Here is a 22,101-nt window from a genome sequence, read left to right on the forward strand (position 1 = left end):
GCTACCGCCGGCCGGTTACGCCCCGCAGCGGGCCCCGCACCCCGTCCACCAGTTGAAAGGAGGTGGCCGGCGTGCCGGGCCGGCCCGGCACGCCGGCGGGCGGGGTCAGCCGGGAGGTGGCCGCCACCCGGGCGACGCCGACCACGATCGGCGGGGCCAGCAGGTCGACCATCTCGGCTGGCAGCGACGGCCGGACCGCCGGCCAGCCGGCGTCCGCCACGGACCAGTACGTCGCACCGGGGTCCCCGGTCGCCGCCTGCGACGGCGCGTCGTCAAACGTACGGCGGTGCTTACCCATCGGATGCCTCCACGAGCTGCCGGGCACGGCCCTGCGGGCCGTTGGCGGGACATCCGGTGGAACGACCCCCGCGCCGCCCGGTGACGCCCCCACGGCGCGCCGCCCGCCCGGCGGAGGCGTGCCGTGGGGCTCTTCCCCAGCCTCAGTCGAAGCTGGGGTGGGCCTGGCGGGAGCGCTTCAGTTCGAAGAAGCCCGGCGTGCCGGCGACCAGCAGCACACCGTCCCAGAGCCGGCCGGCGGCCTCCCCCTTCGGGCTCGGGGTGACCACGGGGCCGAAGAAGGCCACCGGTGTGCCGTCCGGGCCCGGGGCGTGGATGACCGGGGTGCCCACGTCGGTGCCGACCGGCCGCATGCCGGCCTCGTGGCTGGCCCGCAGGGCCTCGTCGTACGCGGTGCTGTCGGCGGCGTCGGCCAGCGCCGGGTCCAGCCCGGCGTCGGCGAGCGCCGCCGCGAACAGCTTCGGGCCCCGGTCCTCCTCCTTGCCGAGGTGGATCCGGGTGCCCAGCGCGGTGTACAGCGCGCGGACGGCGTCCTGGCCGTGCTTCTGCCCGGCCGCTACGCAGACCCGCACGGGACCCCAGGCGGTCCGCATCAGTTCCTGGTGCCGCTCGGGCAGCTCACGCCCCTCGTTGAGCACCGCGAGGCTCATCACATGGAAGCGGACATCCACGTCGCGGACCTGCTCCACCTCCAGCACCCAGCGGGAGGTGATCCACGCCCACGGGCAGAGCGGGTCGAACCACATGTCAACGGCGGAACGGTCGGTCACTGTGCGGTTCCCTTCGCGACGGGAGCGCCGGGGGTCGGCGCCTCGTCCCCCGTTCCTCACCCTACTCGGCATCGACCGGCGCCGGAATGAGAGCGTGGCCTCGGCCACCGAGAGATGTCCCGCCATGGAAGACTCGGATCCACCGACCGTCACGAGCGGACGGTGGGCTGGCGCCGCAACGGCGCACGGCGAGAGCGGGATGGAGACGAACAGTGCCGGGAGTGCGCAACCTGACCCAGGTCGAGGCCACCGAGCGGGCCCGCCTGCTCGAGGTCACCGGGTACGACATCAGTCTGGACCTGTCGACCGCCGTCCAGGCCGCCGACGCCCGGACCTTCCGGTCGGTGACCGAGGTCCGGTTCCGCTGCGCCGAACCGGGCACGTCCACCTTCATCGAGGCGGCCGCCGAGTCGGTGCGCTCGGCGACGCTCAACGGCGTTTCGGTCGACCTCTCCGGCTGGTCGGCGGACAGCGGTCTGACGCTGACCGGGCTGGCCGAGGAGAACACCCTCGTGGTCGACGCCGACTTCGCGTACTCGAACAGCGGGCAGGGGCTGCACCGCACGGTCGACCCGGTCGACGGGGAGACCTACCTCTACAGCCAGTTCGAGACGGCGGACGCCCAAAAGGTCTTCACCTGTTTCGACCAGCCCGACCTGAAGAGCGTCTACACCTGGCACGCCACCGTTCCGGAGCACTGGCGGGTGGTGTCCAACATGCCGGTCGAGCGCGAGGCGCCGGCCGGCGAGAGCCTCAAGACCGTCCACTTCGTCCCGTCGGCCCGGATGAGCACCTACATCACGGCGCTCTGTGCCGGCCCGTACCACGAGGTGCGGGACAGCCACGACGGCATCGACCTGGGGGTCTACTGCCGGGCCTCGATGGCGCAGTACCTCGACTCGGACGACCTGTTCCTCGTCACCAAGCAGGGCTTCGACTTCTTCCACCAGCAGTTCGGCGTGCGCTACCCGCTGCCGAAGTACGACCAGCTCTGGGTGCCGGACTTCAACGCCGGGGCGATGGAGAACTTCGGCTGCGTCACGCACGCCGAGGGGCACTACCTCTTCCGCTCCCAGGTCACCGACTTCGAGTACGAGCAGCGGGCCAACACGATCCTGCACGAGCTGGCCCACATGTGGTTCGGCGACCTGGTCACCATGCGCTGGTGGAACGACCTGTGGCTGAACGAGTCGTTCGCCGAGTGGGCCAGCCACTGGTGCAACGCCAACGCCACCCGGTTCACCGACGCCTGGACGACCTTCCTGTCCATCCGGAAGAACTGGGGCTACCGGCAGGACCAGCTCTCCTCCACCCACCCGGTCTACTGCGAGATGCCGGACCTGGAGGCGGTCGAGGTCAACTTCGACGGCATCACGTACGCCAAGGGCGCGAGCGTGCTCAAGCAGCTCGTCGCGTACGTCGGCGAGGAGCCGTTCCTGGCCGGGCTGCGGGCGTACTTCGGCAAGCACGCCTGGGGCAACGCCACCTTCGACGACCTGCTGTCGGAGCTTGAGGCGGCCTCCGGCCGGGAGCTGCGCAAGTTCGCCGCGCAGTGGCTGGAGACCGCCCAGGTCAACACCCTGCGTCCCGAGGTGACGATCGACGCCGACGGCGGCTACCAGCGGGTGGTGGTACGGCAGGAGGCGCCGGCCGGGTACCCGACGCTACGCACCCACCGCATCGGCGTGGGCCTGTACGACCTGACCGACGGCCGGCTGGTCCGCCGGGACCGGATCGAGGTCGACGTGACCGGCGAGCGGACCGAGCTGACCGACCTGCACGGCGTGCGAGCGGCGGACGTGCTGCTGCTCAACGACGACGACCTGACGTACGCGAAGCTGCGGCTGGACGAGCGGTCGATGGCCACGGTGGTGCAGCACATCGCCGGCTTCGAGTCGTCGCTGTCGCGCGCCCTGTGCTGGATGGCCGCGTGGGACATGGTCCGCGACGCCGAGCTGTCGGCCCGCGACTACGTGGCGCTGGTGCTGGCCGGGCTGCCTGCGGAGACCGACATCAACCTGGTCACCGCCACCCTCCGGCAGGCGACCACCGCGCTGGTCTACTACGCCGACCCGGCCTGGACGCCGACCGGCTGGGCCGAGCTGCACCGGACGGCGAAGGCCGCGCTGGCCGCCGCCGAGCCGGGCAGCGGATTCCAGCTCGCCTGGGCCCGCGCCGTCACCTCGGCGACCCGCTCCGACGAGGGCCTGGCGACGCTGCGGGGCTGGCTGGCCGGCAACGACGTGCCGGCCGGGCTGGCCGTCGACACCGAGCTGCGCTGGACGGTCCTCCAGCAGCTGGTGGCCAACGGGGCCGCCGGCACCGAGGAGATCGAGGCCGAGCTGGCCGGCGACCGCACCGCCAGCGGCGAGCGGGAGGCCGCGCACGCGCACGCGCTGGTGCCGACGGAGCAGAACAAGGCCGCCGTCTGGGCCCAGCTCACCGGCCCCGACGCGCTGCCGAACTGGCGCAACCGGGCGCTGTTGCAGGGCTTCGCCCCGTCCGTGCAGACGGAGCTGGTCGCCCCGTACCGGGAGAAGTACTTCGCCGTGGTGGACCAGGTCTGGGCGCAACGGGACAGCGAGCCGGCGCAGGAGTTCGTCCAGCTGGCGTACCCGGACCAGCAGGTCTCCGAGGAGACCGTCGCGGCCACCGACGCGTGGCTGGCCACCGCCGGCGACCAGCCGGCGTCGCTGCGCCGGTTGGTCGCCGAGGGCCGCGACGCCGTCGTCCGCGCGCTGAGGGCCCGCGCCAGGGACGCCCGCAGCGCCTGAGGCGAGTGTTAAACGGCCCGGGGCCGGCGTGGGCGAACAGCCCCGCCGGCCCCGGGCCGTTTATCGTGCAGACGAAGGTGGACGTGACGGCACAGCCGACGTGCGAGTGGCGCCAGCCCCTGGCTGCGTCTCAGCCCTTGCCGGCGTGGCTGGCGAGCTGGTCGAGGCCGTTGATGATGCCGCCGGCCAGGTCGCCGCCGCCGAAGGCCGCCACCATGGAGAGCGCGGCCAGCTTGGCGTACGTGTCGGGGATGCGCTTGCGGGCGTGCCGGCCGGTGACGACCTCCAGCTTGCGCTGGTTCGGCGACACCGCGATCAGGATCGACCGGTCGGGATCGGCGAGCTGCCGGTGCAGCCGCTGGGCATGCTCGCGGATCGGCTCGTCGAGGCCGCCGACGTAGACCGAGAAGACCAGCCCGGTCCCCTGGTCGGCCAGGCGGAGCGCCTCGTCGATGTGCAGCAGCTGACGGGTCGAGAACGGCCCGTCGAGCACCTCGGGCGGTGTTTCCGTGCCGGCCTGGATCTCACCAACGGTCACTTGCGCCTCCGGTTCCCCCGGCCGGCGCCTCGATGCCGGCCTTCTCAAGCTTGTGGCTGGTCAGCGCCGGTGCCTGCGCACCCGCGGCCAGCACGGTGCCGGCCGAGTCGGCCAGCTGCTCCGGGCGGCCCAGGAACCAGACCGGAGTGAAGTCGAAGGGCCGGCCCGGCCGGTAGCGCTTGGCGGCGGCGCCCTTGCCCGGGCCGCCGGCGAATGCCAGCGCGGCGATCACCAGCACCACGGCCGCCGGGATGCCGACGAAGATCAGCAACGTCTCGGTAACAGACAATCCCAACGCCCCCAGGCGGAAAGAGAGACCAGGAATCCGGGTCGGGTGGACGATCATGGACACCGACCGCCCGACTCCGCTCCTGTTCACGTTAGCGGAGTCGACGGCCCGCCAGACTGCGGGGTGGCGATCCCACCCGCCACCGCACCCCGCCCATCCTGCCCGCTCCGGCCACCGGCCGCACGGCTGACACGGCAGACACGGCAGACACGACGGGCTGCGGGCTGCGGTCAGCTCAGGGTGCCGGCCGGCGCGACCCATTCGCATCGCGGGCCGCCCACGTCCCAGATCAGATCGAAGTCGCGGTCGTAGTGCACGACGATTTATATGTGCGACCTGCCGAGGAAGCGCAGGGCGTTGGCGGAGAGCAGCTTGTCGCGCTGGGCGGCGGTGAGGAAGTCGGCCGTGCGGACCACCCGCCCGGCCGGGCGCTCCCCCAGCGGGTACGGGTAGTCGCTGCCGACCAGCACCCGATCCTCGCCCATGGTGTCCACCAGCAGCCGCAGCGCCGCCGGTTCGAACACCACCGAGTCCACGCAGAACCGGTCGACGTACGCGCTGGGCGGCGCGGCGGACGCGCCCCGGACCAGATCGCCCCGGCGGTGCCAGGCGTTGTCGGCGCGGCCCAGCCAGAACGGGAAGCTCCCGCCGCCGTGCGCGAAGCAGAGCCGCAGCGACTCCGGCACCCGGTCGAACACGCCGCCGAGGATCAGCGCCAGCACCGACAGGTGCGTCTCGGCGGGCATCCCGGTCAGCCAGCGGGCCATCCACCGGTCCAGCCGGGGCCCGCCCGGCATGTCCCACGGGTGCACGAACACCGGCGCGCCGACCTCGGCACAGTGCTGGAGGAAGGTGACCACCCCCTCGTCGTCGAGGTCCCGGTCGCCGACGTGGTTGCCGATCTCCACCCCGACGTGCCCGGCCGCGAGGCAGCGGTCCAGTTCGGCGCAGGCCGCGTCCGGGTCCTGCAACGGCACCTGGCAGAACGGCACCAGCCGGTCGCCGCCGGCCGCGGTGACCTCCAGGGTGAGGTCGTTGAAGATCCGGGCCACCTTCACCGCCTGGTCGGCGGGACGGTCGTAGCTGAAGAAGACCGGGGTCGGGGACACCACCTGAACGTCAATCCCGTCGGCGGCCATGTCGGCCAGCCGGGTCGGCGCGTCCCAGCACTCCGCGCCGACCGGCCGGAACTCCGTCTCCCCCACCATGATCATGGCGGCCCGCTCGGAGTCGACCCGCAGCCAGGGCCAGCCGGACCCGCCGCACGCCGCGCCGAGGTCCGGCCACCCCTTCGGTACGACGTGCGTGTGCACGTCGACCACGCCGGGCCGCCCGGCGGGCGCCCCCATCAGCCCTTGCCCGGGTGCAGCACGCCGCATTCGCCGCAGGTGCGGGCGGCCTCGTCGGCGTAGAACGCGCCGAACACCGGGGGCAGGTCGGCGGCGATGTCGCGGACCTGCAACTCCACCTCGTGCACCTTGTGCCCGCATTCCGGGCAGTACCACTGGAACTTCTCCAGCGTGCCCTCCTCGCGGACCCGCTCGACCACCACGCCGATCGAGCCGACCTCGGGGCGCTGCGGCGAGTGCGGGGTGTCGCGCGGCAGCATCCACATCTGGCCCTCACGCACGTGCACCGTACGCGGCCCCTGCGGGGTCATCAGGTTGACGTGCATGTTGCCCTTGACCTGGTAGAAGAACTCCTCGTACGGGTCGACGTGGAAGTCGGTGCGCTGGTTCGGCCCGCCCACCACCATCACGATGAAGTCGTCCCCGCCGGGGAACATCTCCCGGTTGCCCACCGGCGGCTTCAGCAGGTGCTGGTTCTCGGCGACCCACCCGGGGAAGCTGAACGGCTCGGCGATCTCACTCACGACTGACCTCCCGACGGAAGAAGTGCCACGGCTTGCATCTCGATGAGCAGGTGCGGGTGCGGAAGCTGGTGCACGGCCACGGTCGTCCGGGTCGGCCCCGTGGCGTCGAAGAACTCCGCCCACACCTCGTTGTAGCCACCGAAGTCGTTCATGTTGACCAGGTACGACGTCACCTGCACGAGATCGGGCAGGTCCGCGCCGACCGAACGCAGCACGTCCCGGACGTTCCCGATCACCGCCCGGGTCTGCACCCGGACGTCGAGGTCGGTCGTGCCGAACTCGTCCACCGACACGCCCGCGAAGGTGTTGTCCGGCCGCCGGGACGACGTACCGGAGACGAAGACGAACCCGCCGGCGACCTTGACGTGCGGAAACGCCCCGCGCGGCACGGCCTTGCCGGCGACCACGCGCGCCTCGCCGCTCACGACCGGCCACCCGGCGGCGACCCGACGACCGCGACCCCCGCCACGGCGGGCGGCGCGCTCACGACGACGCCCGCAGCGACACGGCGCCGAGCTTCTCCACGACGGCGCGGACGTGGGCGCCGGGGCGCAGGGGCACGGCGGCGGTGGCGGCCCCGGCCAGGAAGACCCAGCCCGACCGCAGTCGCACCCCGTGCCGCCCGGCGAGGCAGAGCCCTTCGTCCAGGGTTCGGCGGGGGTCGCCGAGGATCGCGGCGGTCGAGCCGACCTGGGCGACGCGCCCGTCGATCTCGAGGAGCACGCCGAGGTTGTCCAGCCCGTCCGGCACCGGCGACCAGGCTCCGATGGTGAACGCGGCGGCGGAGGCGTTGTCGGCGATGACGTCGGGCAGGGAGAAGGTGAAGTTGGCGTACCGGGAGTCGATCAGCTCGATCGCCGGGGCGACCGCGCGCACCGCGTCGGCGAACGCCCCGACCGGCTCGCCCGGCTCGGGCAGCCGGTCCAGCAGGAACGCCACCTCCGGTTCGACCCGGGGGTGGATGAAGGTGGCCGGGTCGACCGTGCCGCCGTCGGGGACCCGCATCACGTCGGTGAGCCGCCCCCAGATCACCTCGTCGACGCCGACCTGGGCCATCTTCGCCCGGCTGGTCAGCCCCATCTTCAGCCCGACGAGGCGCTCGCCCCGGTCCAGCCGGCGCTGCACCAGCGCGGTCTGCACCGCGTACGCGCCGTCGGCGTCCAGGCCGATCTCGGCGGCGAGCTGCGGGATCGCGGTGGCCGTGTCGGCCGCCGCCCCCAGCCTGCCGGCGACGCCGGCGGTGTCCACCCCGATCACGCGACCTCCTCCTGCCCACGCCGACCAGCGAGGTCCAACGCCACGTCCACGATCATGTCCTCCTGACCACCGACCATCCGCCGTCGCCCCAGCTCCACCAGGATCGACCGCACATCCACCCCGTACTTCGCCGAGGCGCGCTCGGCGTGCCGCAGGAAGCTGGAGTACACCCCGGCGTAGCCGAGGGACAACGTCTCCCGGTCCACCCGTACCGGCCTGTCCTGCATCGGCCGGACCAGGTCGTCGGCGGCGTCCATCAGCGCGAACACGTCACAGCCGTGCTTCCAGCCGTGCAGCTCGGCGACCGCGACGAACACCTCCAACGGGGCGTTGCCGGCCCCCGCGCCCATCCCGGCCAGCGACGCGTCCACCCGCACCGTGCGCCCGTGCGGGGCGTCCGGCCCGGCCGGAACGCCGCCGGCGACCCGGCCGTGCTCGACGGCGACCACGCTGTTGGCCACCCCGAGCGACAGGTTGTGGTGGGCGTGGATACCGATCTGGGTCTCCGCCGACAGCACCTGCCGGTACGCGTCGACCCGCTGCGCCACGTCCGACATCAACAGCCGGCCACCCGAGTCGGTGACGTAGACGCAGTGCGCCCCGTACGACTCCATGAGCGCGGCCTGCGCGGCCAACCCGGCCGGGTCGGTCATGTGCGACATCATCAGGAAGCCGGACACGTCCATGTCGTTCTCCCGCGCCCAGGAGATGTGCTGGGCGGAGATGTCCGCCTCGGTGCAGTGGGTGGCGATCCGGACGCTGGTCACCCCGAGCGCCCTCGCCGCCCTCAGGTCGGCGATGGTGCCGATCCCCGGCAGCAGCAGGGTGGTCAGCCGCGCGGTGGTCAGCACCTCGGCCGCGGCGGAGATCCAGTCGGCGTCGCTGGCCGCGCCGTGGCCGTAGTTGACGCTGGACCCGGCCAACCCGTCGCCGTGCGCCACCTCGATCGCCGCCACCCCGGCCGCGTCCAGCGCCGCCGCGATCGCGCGCACCTGGTCGACGGTGTACCGGTGGGCGACGGCGTGCATCCCGTCGCGCAACGTCACGTCCTGCACGTACAGGTCGGTCATGCGGTCACCGCCTTCCGCAGGGCGACCAGCCGCTCGGCGGTGCGCAGCGCGGCCGACGTCATGATGTCCAGGTTCCCGGCGTACGCGGGCAGGTGGTGCCCGGCCCCGGACACCTCCAGGAACACCGACACCTGCAACCCGGTGAGGTGCCGCCCGAGAGCCGGCACGTACGCGTCGACCGGGTCGAACTGCACGTCCTGCTTGAGCCGGTACCCGGGAACGTACTCCTGCACGGTCGCCACCATCTCGGCCACCGATCCGGCGATCGCGGCCCGGTCCGCGTCGGCGTCGGGGCACAGGCAGTAGACGGTGTCCCGCATCATCAGCGGCGGGTCGGCCGGATTCAGCACGATGATCGCCTTACCGCGCCCCGCGCCACCGACCACCTCGATCGCCCGCGCGGTCGTCTCGGTGAACTCGTCGATGTTCGCCCGGGTCCCCGGACCGGCCGACTTCGAGGCGATCGAGGCGACGATCTCCCCGTACGCCACCGGCGTGACCCGGCCGACGGCGGCCACGATCGGCACGGTCGCCTGCCCACCGCAGGTCACCATGTTCACGTTGGGCTCGTGCAGGTGCTCGTCCAGGTTGACCGGCGGCACCACGTACGGGCCGATCGCCGCCGGGGTCAGGTCGATCACGGTCCGGCCGAGGGCGCGGAGCACCTCGTCGTGCCGCCGGTGCGCGCCGGCCGACGTCGCGTCGAAGACCAACTCCACGTCCGCGAACTCGGGCAGCGCGACGAGCCCGTCGACGCCCTCGGCCGTGGTGGCCACGCCGAGTCGGCGGGCCCGGGCCAGCCCGTCGGAGTCCGGGTCGATGCCGGCCATCGCCACCATCCGCAGGCTCCCCGCAGAACGCGGCGAAGCGGAGTCCCGCGGTCGCGACCCGTCGGGACCACCGCTGCGCCGCAGCACCTTGATCATCAGGTCGGTGCCGATGTTGCCCGACCCGAGCACCGCCACTCCGGTACTCATGAGGGTTCCCTCCCGAAACTGGTACGGACCGAGCCGAGCCCGGAGATCCGCGCCTCGTACGCCGCGCCGGGCGTCGCCGGCACCACCGGGCCGAGCGACCCGGAGAGCACCAGGTCCCCCGCCCGCAGCGGGTCCCCGGCGCGCACGAGCGTGCCGACGAGCCACTCCAGGGCGTTCAGCGGGTTGCCCATGCTGGCCGCCCCGGCGCCGACCGAGACCGGCTCCCCCGCGTGTTCGAGGACCATCCCGCACAGCCGCAGGTCCACGTCGGCGAGCCGGCGGGGCGTGGTGCCGAGCACGAACATGCCGCTGGAGGCGTTGTCGGCGACCGTGTCCACGATGGAGATGTCCCAGCCGGCGATCCGGGAGTCGACGATCTCGATCGCCGGCAGCACGTGGTCGACCGCGCGGATCAGGTCGACGACGGTGACCCGCTCGTCGGTCAGGTCCCGGCCGAGCACGAAGGCGATCTCCGCCTCCACCTTCGGCTGGAGCAGCCGGCCGAACGGCACCTCGACGCCGTCCCCGACGGCCATCGCGTCGGTCAGCAGCCCGAAGTCCGGCTGGTGGACGCCGAGGCTCTCCTGGGCCGCCCGGGAGGTCAGCCCGATCTTCGCGCCCACCCGGCGCTCGCCCCGCCCCTGCCAGGCCCGCGTCTGGAGCTGCTGCACCCGGTACGCGGACTCGACGTCCCCCTCCGGCAGCAGCCGGCCCCGCAGTGGCGGGCAGGGCTTCCCGCTGCTGCGGGCCTCGGCCAGCTCACGGTTGGCCGCCTCGATGTCGACACTCATGCCCGCTCCTCGGTGCGTTCGCTCACGACGCCGTGCATTCTGCCCGCCGGGCCGGTCAAGAGAGGTCCACGCAGACGTTGGTCAGTTCGGAATAGAAGCCCAGGGAGTGCACGCCGCCCTCCCGACCGATGCCGGACGCCTTCACCCCGCCGAACGGGGTACGCAGGTCCCGCAGGAACCACGTGTTGACCCAGACGATCCCGGCGTCCAGCCGCGCCCCCGACCGGTGCGCCCGGCCCACGTCGCGGGTCCACACCGTCGCGGCGAGGCCGTACTCGGTGCCGTTGGCCAGCGCGTACGCCTCCTCCTCGACGTCGAACGGGGCGACGTGCACCACCGGGCCGAAGATCTCCTCCCGGTTGGTCCGGGCATCCGGGCCGAGCCCGGTGAGCACGGTGGGCCGCACGTACGCGCCACCGTCGCGGGCGTCGCCGAACGTGGGCCGGCCGCCCCCGGCGAGCACCTGCGCGCCCTCGGCGCGGGCCAGGTCGTGGTAGCCGAGCACCTTCCTGCGGTGCTGCTGCGAGATCAACGGCATGTTCACCGTCGCCTCGTCCGCCGGCCACCCGTACGCCAGGCCGTCGGCCGCCTTCGCCAACCGCTCGACGAACTCGTCGAAGACCGGCCGCTGCACGTAGATCCGCTCCGTGCACAGGCACACCTGGCCGCCGTTGGTGAAACTCGACCGGACCGAGCCCGCGACCGCCGCGTCCAGGTCGGCGTCGGCGAAGACCAGGCCCGCGTTCTTCCCACCCAGCTCGAACGAGACCGCCTTCACCCCGTCCGCCGCGGCCCGCATGATCGCCCCGCCGGTCGACGACTCACCGGTGAACGTGATCGCGTCCACCCCCGGATGCCGGGTCAGGAACTCCCCCGCCGAGCCCGGGCCGAACCCGTGCACCAGGTTGAACACCCCGTCCGGCACCCCGGCGGCGGCCATCACCTCGGCCAGCACCGTCGCCGACGCCGGCGTCTCCTCGCTCGGCTTCACCACCACCGCGTTGCCGCACGCCAGCGCCGGGGCGACCTTCCACGTCAGCAGCAGCAGCGGCAGGTTCCACGGCACCACGACCGCGACCACCCCCACCGGCTTGCGGACGGCGTAGTTCAACGCCCGCCCACCGGACGGGGTGACCGTGGTGAACGACTCCGTCGGCGCGGTCGCCACGATCTCCGCGAACGCCCGGAAGTTCGCCGCCCCGCGCGGGACGTCCAGGGTCCGGGCCTGCGAGACGGACTTGCCCGTGTCGGCCACCTCGGCGGTGACCAGGTCGTCGAAGCGGCGCTCCAACTCGTCGGCGACCCGGCGCAGCACCTCGGCGCGCTCCCGTTCGCCCATCCGGCCCCACGGCCCGCGCAACGCCGCCCGCGCGGCGGCCACCGCGTCGTCCACCGTCGAACGGCCCGCCTCCACGACCTCGAACACCGGCTCCCCGGTCACCGGGCTGCGCTTGGTGAACCGCTGCCCGGCGTCGACGAACTCGCCGCCGACGAAGTGGCGCAGCAGCCCCGGCTCCCGGGTCGCCCGCCCGGCCATCAGGCCGGGATCCCAGCTCACGCTCATCGCCGCCGCCCCCGGGCCAGTGCCGCGCCGACCGCGCCGACCAGCAGCGTCGCCGCCGTGGCGGCCACCGCCCCGAGCACCGCCTGCTGGCGGCGGACCCGCCGCCGCACCTGCGCGTACGGGGTGGTGGAGAAGGAGACCAGCTCGTACTGCGAGACGTACCGGCCGGGCAGGGCCCGCTCCAGCGCGTGGTCCAGCTCGCGCCGGGCCTGGAACACCGGGGAGGCCACCTTGTCGCGCATCTCCACGAAGTTGGCCAGCGCCATCCGGGCGATCGCCTCCGCGTCGTCCTGCCGCCGCGCCTGGAACAGCGGCAGCGCCGCCGCCCAGTCGTCGTCGCACTCGTCGAGGCAGCGGTCGAGCACCACCACGTCCTCGAAGGCGCAGTTCGCGCCCTGGCCGTAGAACGGCACGATGGCGTGCGCGGCGTCGCCGATCAGGCCGACCCTCCCGTTCGCCTGCCACGGGGCGCAGCGGACCGTGCCGAGCACCCCGACCGGGTTGTGCTGGTAGTCGTCGACCAGGTTGGGCGCGAGCGGGACCAGGTCCGGGTAGTGGGTGGCGAAGTGCCGTTCGATCGCCGCCGGGCTGCTCAGCGAGGCGAAGCTCGCGGTGCCGTGGGTGGGCCAGAACAGCGTGCAGGTGAAGGAGCGGTCCGGGTTGGGCAGGGCGATCATCATCGAGGTGCCACGCGGCCAGATGTGCAGCGCCGCCGGGTCGAGGGCGAACTCGCCGCCGACCGCCGGGATGGTCAGCTCCTTGTAGCCGTAGTCGAGGAAGTCGAGGCTCTCGCTCAGCACCCCGTACGCGAGGAGTTGCCCGCGCACCGCGGAGCCGGCCCCGTCGGCGCCGAGGACGACCGGCGCGGCGGCCGTGACCTTGCCCTGCGCCGTCTCGAAGGTCATCTCCCCGGCGATCGGGTCGAGCCCGACGAGCCGGTGGTCGAACGCGACCCGCACCCCGGGCAGCGCGGTGGCGGCGGTGAGCAGTGCGTTGTTCAGCGCGCCCCGGCTGATCGAGTTGATCGCCAGGTCCCCGGCGGCGCTGTACGACTGGAACTGCGGCTCGCCCGCGACCGGGTGGATCATCCGGCCGCGCATCGGCAGCGCGTCCGCCATGACCTGATCGTCCAGGCCGATCCGGCGCAGCGCGTCGAGCCCGCGCTCGGACAGCGCCAGGTTGATCGAGCGGCCCCGCTCGGCCCTCCCCGTGCGCGGGTCGGGCCGCCGCTCGTAGAGCGCCACCCGGTACCCGCGCCGGGCCAGGAAGCAGGCCAGCAGGCAGCCGGCGAGCCCGGCCCCGACGACGGCGATCTCGTCCCGTTCCGCGGTCACGTTTGCCCCTCCACCGTCGCGGCCAGCGCGTCGGCGACCCGCCAGCAGTCGTGGTACGTCGAGTACAGCGGCACCGGGGCGAACCGGACGACGTCCGGCTCCCGGGCGTCGGCGATCACGCCGTGCTCGTGCCGCAGCCGCTTGGTCAGCTCGCCCGCGCTGCCCCCGCCGATGCGCACCGAGAGCTGGCAGCCCCGGCGCTCCGGCTCGCGCGGGGTGACCACCCGTAGCGGCCGGCCGGCGGTGACCTCGTCGAGCAACCGCTCCAGGTATCCGGTGAGCCGCACGCTGCGTTCCCGCAGCGCCGGCATGCCGACCGAGTCGAACAACTCCAGCGAGGTCCGCACCGGGCCCATCGCGAAGATCGGCGGGTTGGAGACCTGCCACGCCTCCGCGGTGGCCGGCGGCCGGGACACCGGGGTCATCTCGAACCGGGTGGCCGCCTCGGTGCTCCACCAGCCCTCGAGGCGGATCAGGTCGGCCCGGCCGAGGTGGCGCTCGTGGACGAAGACGCCGGCCAGCGCGCCCGGGCCCGAGTTGAGGTACTTGTAGGAGCACCAGGCGGCGAAGTCGACGTCCCAGTCGTGCAGCGCCAGCGGCACGTTCCCGGCCGCGTGCGCCAGGTCCCAGCCGACCACCGCCCCGGCGGCCCGGCCGGCGGCGGTGATCGCGGGGATGTCCATCAGCTCGCCGGTGAGGTAGTTGACCCCGCCGAGCAGCACCAGCGCGACGGTGTCGCCCTCGGCGGCCAGGAAGTCCAGCACGTCGGCGGCGCGGAGGTTGTCCTCGCCGTCGCGCGGGCGCAGCCGGACCACGGTGGCGTCGGGGTCGAGGCCGTGGAGGCGGGCCTGGCTGCGCACCGCGTAGCTGTCCGAGGGGAAGGCGCCGTCCTCGATGACGATCCGGGTGCGCTTCCCCGCCGGCCGGTAGAAGCCGACCATCAGCAGGTGCAGGTTGACCGTGAGGGAGTTCATCACCACGGCCTCCGCGGGCCGGGCGCCGACCAGTCGCGCGACCGGCCCGGTCAACAGCTCGTGGTACGGCAGCCAGGGCCGGTCCGCCTCCAGGTGCCCCTCGACGCCGAGCCGGCCCCACGCGTCCAGGTCGGCGAGCAGTTCGGCCCGGGTGGCCAGGGGTTGCAGGCCGAGGGAGTTGCCGGCCAGGTACGCGGCCTGCGGGTAGCGCCCGCCGTCGGCCGGCGGCACGTGGAACAGGTGCCGGTGCCCGGGATCTGCCTGGTCGAGGCGGTGCGCCTCCTGCTCCGAGGGGCGCGTCGCGTCCCGCTCCGGGATGTCCATGTCGTGCTCCTCGCTCACATTGCCGTCCGGGCCGACCACAGCTCCGGGAAGACCACCCGGGCCATGCTGCGCTGCAACCAGGCGAGGCCGGCCGAGCCGCCGCTGCCGACCTTGGCGCCCATGGTCCGCTGCACCGCCTTGACGTGGTTCCACCGCCAGTCGCCGAACTGCTCGGCCACCTCGGCCAGCGCCTCGCCGAGCAGCCACAGGTGGTTGTCCGGGCCGCCGTCGGCGTACACGTCCACCCAGGCGGCCTCCACGGCCTGGTGCGGCCGGTGCTCCTCGGCCACGTCCCGCCCCAGCACCTCGGCGGGCACGTCGGAGCCGCGCCGGGCCAGCAGGGCCACCACGTCGTCCCACAGGCTCGGGACGGCCAGCACGGCGCGCAGTTCGTCGTACACCTCGGGCTGCCGACGGAACGGCCGGATCAGGGCCGGGTCGCGCAGGCCGAGGAGGAACTCCAGGTGCCGGTACATCGCCGACTGGAAGCCGGAGCCCTCGCCGAGCAGGTTGCGGAACCGGTTGAAGTCCGCCGGGGTCATCCAGCGCAGCCCCTTCCAGGCCGCGTTGAGCCCCTCCAGGTGCAGGGCCGCGCGGCGCAGCGGGGCCAGCGCGTCCCCGACCCGGTCGGCGCGCAGGCAGCGCTGCGCCTCGCGCAGCTCGTGGCAGGTCAGCCCGAAGTACAGCTCCATGATCTGGCTGACCACCAGGAAGGACATCTCGCCCGGGTCGTCGCTGAGCGGCTGCTGCAACCCGTGCAGGGTGCTGGCGTGCACGTACGCGTCGTAGGGCACCCGCTCGGCGAACTCCAGCGTGGGTTCGCCGCCGTTGCGGGCGGCCCGGGCCGCCCGCTGCTGCGGGGTCGCCGGACGGACCGCCGCGGCCGGCGCGGGGGCCCGCAGGTCCGTCTGCTCCACCTGTCGTCTCCATCCATCAGCCGGGTAGCGTCATGGTGCCCTGGTGGAAGGGCCGAATGGAATGCCGAATCGACGGCACCATCGGCCTCGGGCCTACGGCGACAAAGGCGAATGCCCCTGTGGGGTTTCGGGAAGGAAGGTCAGGCGTGGACCACATGGACTGGGCGCTGCTGCGCGAACTCCAGGCCGACGCCCGGTTGTCGTTCAGCGAGCTGTCCCGCCGGGTGCACCTGTCACCGCCGGCGGTGGCCGAACGGGTCCGCCGGCTGGAGGAGTCGGGGGTGATCACCGGCTACCGCGCCCACGTCGACCTGGCCCGGGCCGGCCGCTCCGTGGTCGCCCTGATCCGGATGTCCTGCTACGGGTCCCGGTGCATCATGCACGACCCGGAGGTGCCGCACTGGCCGGAGATCCTGGAGATCCACCGGATCACCGGCGACGCGTGCAGCATGCTCAAGGTCGCGACCGGGTCGATCGGCGAGTTCGAGCGGGTGATCGACCGGCTCGCCCCGTACGGCCAGCCGTCGAGCACCATGGTCCTGTCCACCCCCCTCGACTGGCACCCCGTCACCCCGCTGGAGGGCGGGCCGCCCGCCTGACGCCCCGCGCACCGGGCCGTCCCCTGTCGGCGCCCCCGGCCCGCCGCGCCGCCGACCTGCGGGTTTGCCCCGACGCCAGGGGGAAATGCAGGGCGGACTACCCGGGGGAGGATTCCGGTGCCCGGCACCGGGAGGGGGGAATCATGCGAGGGCTCACCGTGTCACGTCGCGTCCTGTCGGCCGTGCTGACCGTGTTCGGCCTGGTCGGGGCGTTCGTCCTGGCCACGGTCGCGCCAGCCCGGGCCGGGGAGAACACCTTCGTCGAGGTCACGCCGAACAGCGCGCAGGCCGGCACCCGGGTCAACATCCGGGCGAGCTGCGACAACGACAACAAACAGCAGGCGGACGTGCGGTCCGACGCCTTCGGGCGGGTCGTGCTCCGGCCCGACAACGGCTTCCTGACCGGGGCGGTCACCATCCCGGAGAACAAGCAGCCCGGCGAGTACTCCGTCGAGCTGCGCTGCAAGAACGGCGGCACCGCGACCACCACGCTCACCGTGCTGAACATGGCCCAGCCGAGCAAGGGGCCCAACACCGGTGCCGGCGGCACGGCCGGCGACGACCGGGGCACCGGCTCGCTGCTGCTCGTGGGCGGCCTCGCGGCGGCGGCCGTGGCGGCCGGGTTCGGGGCGTTCGGCGCGGGTCGGCGTACCGGGACGCGTTCCTGACGAGGTCCGCCATGGCCCGCCGACGTACGCGTGCCAACCCGGCCCGGGACCCGCGCCGCGGCGCCGGCCGGTTCCGGGCGACGGCCCGGCTGGTGGCCCGGGGGTGCCGCCGGGTCGCCCGGGTCACCGGGCAGGCCTTCTCGGCCAGCGTCGCCACGGTCGACCCGGCCGCCCGCCCGGTGGTCGTCGCCCCGGGCCGGGGCGGGCCGGGCGCGGGCCGGTGGCGGCTGGCCCGCCGGGGCCCCGGCGTCCCGGTGCTGGTCATCGCCGCCCTGATGGTGCTGATCGTGGCCATGCTCGGCGTCGAGCGGGTGACCGGGCACAGCGTGCTGCCGGACCGGTTCATCGCCGGGCTGCGGCCCCCACCGAAGAAGTTCCCGGTGCTGCCGGCCAGCCGGCCGGTCGCCATCAGCAGCGACCCGATCGACCTGGACGCCCCGGTGCACGACGTCGGCATCGCGGCGGACGGCAGCATCGGAGTGCCCGACGCCGCCCGCGCCCAGGAGGCCGGCTGGTACGACCAGGGGCCGACCCCCGGCCAGTACGGCCCGGCGGTGATCGTCGGCCACGTCGACACCCGGACCGGGCCGGCGGTCTTCCACGGGCTGAAGGAGCTGCGCTCCGGCGACCGGGTCGAGATCCGCCGGGCGGACCGCTCGGTGGCGGTGTTCGAGGTCGACTCGGTGCACCGCTACGACAAGGACCAACTGCCGGTGGGCGAGGTCTACGGCGACTTCACCCGGCCGAGGCTGCGCCTGATCACCTGCGGCGGCCGGTGGGTCGGCGGGGAGACCGGGTACGCCGACAACGTGGTGGTCTACGCGTCCCTGGTGAAGGCCCGCCACGAGTGAGGCCCCCGGCACGCCCCGGCGCCGCTCAGGCCGCCGCTTCGGCGCCGCTCAGGCCGCCGCCTCGGTCTCGGGCTCGCGCAGGTCGAGCCAGTCGGCCCAGCGCGGGTCGGGGGTGCGGTGGCCGAGCACCCGCCAGGCCGTCCCCATCGGGACGGCGGGCGACGAGTGCAGTCGCCAGCCGAGCTCCGCCGGGGTCTTGTCGCCCTTGGTGTGGTTGCACCGGGCGCACGCGGCCACCACGTTCTCCCAGGCGTGCCGGCCGCCCCGGCTGCGGGGGAACACGTGGTCGATGGTCTCCGCCGGGCCCCGGCAGTATCCGCACCGCCAGCCGTCCCGGGCGAAGATCGCCCGCCGGGAGAGCCCGACGTGGGCGCGGTAGGGAACCCGGACGAACCGGGTGAGCCGGACCACCGAGGGCACCGGGAGCGCGTTGCGGGCGCTGTGCAGCATGCCCTCGCCGTCGGCAACGCAGACTGCCTTGGCGGAGAGGACAAGGATCGCGGCGCGACGCACCGACACGACACACAGCGGCTCGTAGGTGGCGTTGAGAACCAGCGCGCCGGAGCCCACCGTGGGTCGTATGTCAGGCATCGAGCTCACCCTCCCGGTCCAGCCGCTCCCACCGCTGGCCGCGCCGGGCACGCCCGCGCACGGCGGCACCACGCCCGACGCCGGCAGGATCACCGACGTCCGTTGCGCCAATCGTCCCTGATAAGGCCCAGGATTGCACGTACTAATCCGGGGTCCCTCGTGAAGCTCTTTCGGGCCATGTCAGGATGACCGGTTCCGCACGGTCCGTCGGGGACGGCAGACCGGATGGTGGGTCCGCCGGCCGGTGCCCGGTGGCCGTGGGGTACGAAGGCAGGGTGAGCGCCGCCAGCCTGATGATGATCACCGCCCTGTCCGTGGTGGCCCCGAGCCCCTCCCCGGACGTCACCCCGAGCGCCAGCTGCCAGGGCAGCACCTCCTGCGAGTGGGTGTACAAGACGACCGGGTCGTCGTGGTTCGCCGAGGGCAGCTACTGGATCCTGCTGAAGCCGCTGCGGGTGCTGGTGATCCTCACGTTCGCGTTGATCGCCCGCTGGGCGCTGCACCGGATGATCAAGCGGCTGGTCCGCACCACCGCCGACGGGGTGCCGACCATGCTGCGCCCGCTGCGGGAGCGGGTGCCGACCGCCGCGCACGAGCCCGGCGAGTTCGTCCCCGAGCGCCGCCGGCAGCGGGCGGAGGCCATCGGGTCGGTGCTGAGCAGCACGGTCACCGCGTTCGTCTTCGGCATAGCGGTGCTGATGATCCTGCGCGAGTTCAGCTTCGACCTGGCGCCGCTGCTGGCCAGCGCGGGCATCGCCGGCGTGGCGCTCGGCTTCGGCGCGCAGAGCCTGGTCAAGGACCTGATCGCCGGCCTGTTCATGCTGGTGGAGGACCAGTACGGCGTCGGCGACACGGTCGACCTCGGCGAGGCGACCGGCATGGTGGAGTCAGTGGGGCTGCGGGTCACCACGGTCCGGGACGGCCGGGGCGTGCTCTGGTACATCCGCAACGGCGAGATCATCCGGGTGGGCAACAAGAGCCAGGGCTGGGCGCTGGTCGTGGTCGACCTGCCGATCGGATTCGCCGGCACCGAGGAGGCGACGGCGGTGCTGCGGACCGCCGCGGCCTCGGTGGCGATGGACCCCGACCTCGCCCCGGAGATCGTGGAGGCCCCCGACGTGCTGGGCGTCGAGCAGATGACCATGGACGGCGCCGTGATCCGTACCGTCGTCAAGACCACCGCCGACGGGCAGTTCGCGGTCGGCCGGGAGCTGCGCCGGCGGCTCGCCGAGGCGCTGGAGAACTCCGGCATAACGGCCAAGATCGCCGCCGCCCGCCTCTATCCGGGTTACCCGCCGCGCACCGTCGAGGGCGGGGCAACCGGCCAGAGCGGGCCCACCTGAACCGCGATGAACGTCGATGACCTGCGGCTTTGCCTGACCGTGGATCTGAGGGGTCGCGGACCGCGTGGCCCCTCGGGTATCGTCCGTTCGTTCAGTCGGAGATGCGACGATCAAACCGTTCGCCCTAGTCAGCTCTCAGACGATCGGGCAGAATCCGGTACGCACGCCATCTGCCGGAGCGTGATCACGTCTCGCTGATCCGTAGATCTGACGACGGTTTCCCGGGCAGGCCATCACGAGTGGCCCACCGTGGGGACGATGGAGGCCACGGTGTCCGACGAGCGACCCTCCCAGGAAGGGCCAGCCACCTTCCGCGAGGTGTTCGCCCAACGGGAGTACAGGGCGGTCTTCGCCGCGAGCGCGCTCTCCTGGATCGGCGACTTCATCGCGAAGGCCGCGGTCACCGTGCTGGTCTACCGCGAGACAGAGTCCGTGGCCTACTCGGCCGCCGCGTTCGCGGTCAGCTTCCTGCCCTGGCTGATCGGCGGCCCGCTGCTGGCCACGCTGGCGGAACGGCACCGCTACCGGTCGGTGATGGTGGCCTGCGACGTGATCCGGATGGCCCTGATGGTGCTGGTCGCCATCCCGGGGAATCCGCCGTGGCTGATCCTCTGCCTGCTCTTCGCGACCACCCTGGCCAACCCGCCGAGCCAGGCCGCCCGGTCCGCGCTGATGCCACTCATCCTGACCGGCGACCGGCTGGTGGTCGGGCTGTCGTTGAACAGCAGCACCGGCCAGGCCGCCCAGGTCATCGGCTATCTGATCGGCGCGGCCATCGCCGCGGTCAACCCGACCGCCGCACTGCTGATCAACGCGGGCACCTTCGCCCTCTCGGCGACCCTGGTCCGCTTCGGCGTCGGGGACCGGGCACCGGCGATGAGGGCGGAACACCGCAGCCACCTGCTGCGGGAGACCGCCGAGGGCTTCCGGATCGTCTTCGGCACCCCGGTGCTGCGGGCGGTCGCCCTGCTGGTGTTCAGCTCCATGCTCTTCTCGATCGTGCCCGAGGGGCTGGCCGCGGCCTGGGCCCGGGAGGGCGCCGGCGGCGGCCTGGACACCGGTGCGTCCCAGGCCGCCATCATGGCCGCCAACCCGATCGGCTTCATCCTGGGCGGGCTGCTGGTCGGCCGGGCGGTCGCCCCGGCCCGCCGGCTGGTCCTGATCCGGCCGCTGGCGGTGCTCGCGCCGCTGGCCCTGGTGCCGGCGCTGCTCGACCCGCCGCCGCTGGCGGTGGCCCTGCTCGCCGCCCTCTGCGGCTTCGCGGTCGCCGGGCTGCTCCCGGTCGCCAACGGGCTCTTCGTCCGGGCACTGCCGAACGGCTACCGGGCCCGCGCGTTCGGGGTGATGGCCACCGGCGTTCAGGTGATCCAGGGCGCCGCCGTGTTGATCACCGGTCTGCTCGCCGAGCGGTTCTCGATCCCGCTGGTGGTGGGCGTGTGGAGCGCCGCCGGGGTCCTGCTGATGCTGCTCACCGCCGCGCGCTGGCCCAGCCGGGCCGCGATCGACGCGGCGGTCGAGGCCGCCAGGAACGAGTCCGGCCCGGCCCTGCCCCGGCCTGCGGGCGAGGGCGACGGACAGCTCGACAACCTGCCGGGCGAGCACCGCCGACGCAGCCAATCGGTGGGTTGACGGGCCGGTGTGACGAGGACGGCAGCGGCCCCGGCCGGTACGCCCCCGCCGGCCACGGGCGCACCTGGCAGGATGGAACGGTGAATCCCGCAGGTGAGTCCGAGCGTGCCGTGACCCTCTTCGAGGCGGTCGGCGGCGAACCCACCTTCCGCAAGCTGGTGGACGAGTTCTACGCCGGCGTCGCCACGGATCCGCTGCTGCGGCCGATGTACCCGGAGGAGGACCTCGGCCCCGCGGCGGACCGGCTGACGCTGTTCCTGATCCAGTACTGGGGCGGCCCCAACACCTACTCCACCCAGCGGGGGCACCCCCGGCTGCGGATGCGGCACGCCCCGTTCCGGATCGGCGCGGCCGAGCGGGACGCCTGGCTGCACCACATGCGCCGGGCCGTCGACCGGCTGGACCTGCCGCCGGAGATCGCCACCGCGCTGTGGGACTACCTGGAACGGGCCGCCTACTTCATGGTGAACGCGATGGACGACCCGGCGGCCGGCCCAGCCTGACCGGCCGGGGCCACGGCCCCGCCCGGCCTCCTACCCAGCCCCGCACCGCACCGGCCGGCGGCACACGCCGCCCAGGTCGGTCCGACGCCACCCGGTCCGACGCCACCCGGTCCGCCGCATTCGGCCCGGCACCGCAGGGCACGGCACGGCACCGCGCCGCGCCGCACA

At 73.4% G+C, this 22,101-nt stretch carries 24 protein-coding genes; 8 read left to right on the forward strand and 16 right to left on the reverse strand.

Annotated elements, in window-relative coordinates:
* Position 1 precedes the first annotated feature (1 nt).
* Together OG617_RS07370 and OG617_RS07375 are read right to left on the reverse strand one after the other, a co-directional pair.
* Entirely contained in the window at positions 2-298 is a 297-nt protein-coding gene (locus tag OG617_RS07370; protein WP_405099861.1) for a hypothetical protein, read from the reverse strand.
* A gap of 142 nt (positions 299-440) precedes the next feature.
* A complete protein-coding gene (locus OG617_RS07375; RefSeq protein WP_405099863.1) occupies positions 441-1,067 on the reverse strand; it encodes a DsbA family protein in 627 nt (208 codons plus the stop codon).
* 221 nt (positions 1,068-1,288) lie between these two features.
* Between OG617_RS07375 and pepN the strand changes: the two genes are divergently transcribed.
* Entirely contained in the window at positions 1,289-3,841 is a 2,553-nt protein-coding gene (pepN, locus tag OG617_RS07380; RefSeq protein WP_405099865.1) for an aminopeptidase N, read from the forward strand.
* A 130-nt stretch (positions 3,842-3,971) separates the two neighbouring features.
* Here the strand turns inward: pepN and OG617_RS07385 are convergent, their stop codons facing one another.
* From OG617_RS07385 to OG617_RS07445, 13 genes are all read right to left on the reverse strand, one after another.
* Positions 3,972-4,379, reverse strand: a complete 408-nt coding sequence (locus OG617_RS07385) for a DUF5130 family protein (RefSeq protein WP_405099867.1) — start codon at positions 4,377-4,379, stop codon at positions 3,972-3,974.
* A complete protein-coding gene (locus OG617_RS07390) occupies positions 4,366-4,650 on the reverse strand; it encodes a hypothetical protein (protein WP_350886269.1) in 285 nt (94 codons plus the stop codon). The genes OG617_RS07385 and OG617_RS07390 overlap by 14 nt, the downstream gene beginning before the upstream one ends.
* A gap of 341 nt (positions 4,651-4,991) precedes the next feature.
* Positions 4,992-6,047, reverse strand: coding sequence for an amidohydrolase family protein (locus tag OG617_RS07395; RefSeq protein WP_405099870.1), 1,056 nt, complete (start codon positions 6,045-6,047; stop codon positions 4,992-4,994).
* On the reverse strand, positions 6,017-6,541 hold the full coding sequence (locus OG617_RS07400; protein WP_405099872.1) for a 3-hydroxyanthranilate 3,4-dioxygenase: 525 nt from the start codon (positions 6,539-6,541) through the stop codon (positions 6,017-6,019). The genes OG617_RS07395 and OG617_RS07400 overlap by 31 nt, the downstream gene beginning before the upstream one ends.
* Entirely contained in the window at positions 6,538-6,966 is a 429-nt protein-coding gene (locus OG617_RS07405) for a RidA family protein (protein ID WP_405099874.1), read from the reverse strand. The genes OG617_RS07400 and OG617_RS07405 overlap by 4 nt, the downstream gene beginning before the upstream one ends.
* Positions 6,967-7,024: 58 nt before the next feature.
* Positions 7,025-7,798: a 2-keto-4-pentenoate hydratase gene (locus OG617_RS07410; RefSeq protein ID WP_405099876.1), complete on the reverse strand. Its 774-nt coding sequence runs from the start codon at positions 7,796-7,798 to the stop codon at positions 7,025-7,027.
* Positions 7,795-8,868, reverse strand: a complete 1,074-nt coding sequence (gene dmpG / locus OG617_RS07415) for a 4-hydroxy-2-oxovalerate aldolase (protein ID WP_396685431.1) — start codon at positions 8,866-8,868, stop codon at positions 7,795-7,797. Before dmpG ends, OG617_RS07410 begins: the two co-directional genes overlap by 4 nt.
* A complete protein-coding gene (locus tag OG617_RS07420) occupies positions 8,865-9,845 on the reverse strand; it encodes an acetaldehyde dehydrogenase (acetylating) (RefSeq protein ID WP_405099879.1) in 981 nt (326 codons plus the stop codon). The genes dmpG and OG617_RS07420 overlap by 4 nt, the downstream gene beginning before the upstream one ends.
* Positions 9,842-10,636: a 2-keto-4-pentenoate hydratase gene (locus OG617_RS07425; protein WP_405099881.1), complete on the reverse strand. Its 795-nt coding sequence runs from the start codon at positions 10,634-10,636 to the stop codon at positions 9,842-9,844. Before OG617_RS07425 ends, OG617_RS07420 begins: the two co-directional genes overlap by 4 nt.
* A gap of 55 nt (positions 10,637-10,691) precedes the next feature.
* On the reverse strand, positions 10,692-12,173 hold the full coding sequence (locus tag OG617_RS07430; RefSeq protein WP_405103527.1) for a 2-hydroxymuconic semialdehyde dehydrogenase: 1,482 nt from the start codon (positions 12,171-12,173) through the stop codon (positions 10,692-10,694).
* Between the two features lie 23 nt (positions 12,174-12,196).
* Positions 12,197-13,534, reverse strand: a complete 1,338-nt coding sequence (locus tag OG617_RS07435; protein ID WP_405099883.1) for an FAD-dependent oxidoreductase — start codon at positions 13,532-13,534, stop codon at positions 12,197-12,199.
* Entirely contained in the window at positions 13,531-14,832 is a 1,302-nt protein-coding gene (gene kynU / locus OG617_RS07440; protein ID WP_405099885.1) for a kynureninase, read from the reverse strand. Before kynU ends, OG617_RS07435 begins: the two co-directional genes overlap by 4 nt.
* 14 nt (positions 14,833-14,846) lie before the next feature.
* Positions 14,847-15,749, reverse strand: a complete 903-nt coding sequence (locus OG617_RS07445; protein WP_405099887.1) for a tryptophan 2,3-dioxygenase — start codon at positions 15,747-15,749, stop codon at positions 14,847-14,849.
* Between the two features lie 146 nt (positions 15,750-15,895).
* Between OG617_RS07445 and OG617_RS07450 the strand changes: the two genes are divergently transcribed.
* From OG617_RS07450 to OG617_RS07460, 3 genes are all read left to right on the forward strand, one after another.
* Positions 15,896-16,348 carry an Lrp/AsnC family transcriptional regulator gene (locus OG617_RS07450; RefSeq protein ID WP_405099889.1) on the forward strand — a complete coding sequence of 151 codons (453 nt, stop codon included), beginning with the start codon at positions 15,896-15,898 and terminating at the stop codon, positions 16,346-16,348.
* Between the two features lie 143 nt (positions 16,349-16,491).
* On the forward strand, positions 16,492-17,016 hold the full coding sequence (locus OG617_RS07455) for a hypothetical protein (protein WP_405099891.1): 525 nt from the start codon (positions 16,492-16,494) through the stop codon (positions 17,014-17,016).
* Positions 17,017-17,027: 11 nt separating this feature from the next.
* A complete protein-coding gene (locus OG617_RS07460) occupies positions 17,028-17,867 on the forward strand; it encodes a class F sortase (protein ID WP_405099893.1) in 840 nt (279 codons plus the stop codon).
* Positions 17,868-17,915: 48 nt separating this feature from the next.
* On the opposite strand, the gene OG617_RS07465 is transcribed toward OG617_RS07460, so the two are convergent.
* Complete coding sequence (locus OG617_RS07465) at positions 17,916-18,458, reverse strand: HNH endonuclease (RefSeq protein ID WP_405099895.1); 543 nt, start codon at positions 18,456-18,458, stop codon at positions 17,916-17,918.
* Between OG617_RS07465 and OG617_RS07470 the strand changes: the two genes are divergently transcribed.
* The 4 genes from OG617_RS07470 (at position 18,448) to OG617_RS07485 (ending at position 21,933) form a co-directional block, all read left to right on the forward strand.
* Positions 18,448-18,579 (forward strand): hypothetical protein, encoded by a 132-nt coding sequence (locus tag OG617_RS07470; RefSeq protein WP_268926233.1) that lies wholly within the window; start codon positions 18,448-18,450, stop codon positions 18,577-18,579. The genes OG617_RS07465 and OG617_RS07470 overlap by 11 nt on opposite strands.
* 172 nt (positions 18,580-18,751) lie before the next feature.
* Positions 18,752-19,801: a mechanosensitive ion channel family protein gene (locus tag OG617_RS07475; protein WP_405103529.1), complete on the forward strand. Its 1,050-nt coding sequence runs from the start codon at positions 18,752-18,754 to the stop codon at positions 19,799-19,801.
* Positions 19,802-20,059: 258 nt separating this feature from the next.
* Positions 20,060-21,430 carry an MFS transporter gene (locus tag OG617_RS07480; protein WP_405099897.1) on the forward strand — a complete coding sequence of 457 codons (1,371 nt, stop codon included), beginning with the start codon at positions 20,060-20,062 and terminating at the stop codon, positions 21,428-21,430.
* Positions 21,431-21,510: 80 nt separating this feature from the next.
* Complete coding sequence (locus OG617_RS07485; protein ID WP_396683060.1) at positions 21,511-21,933, forward strand: globin; 423 nt, start codon at positions 21,511-21,513, stop codon at positions 21,931-21,933.
* Positions 21,934-22,101: the final 168 nt, after the last annotated feature.

It is taken from the genome of Micromonospora sp. NBC_01412 (genome assembly GCF_045040215.1).
GTDB classification, from domain to species: domain Bacteria; phylum Actinomycetota; class Actinomycetes; order Mycobacteriales; family Micromonosporaceae; genus Micromonospora; species Micromonospora rubida.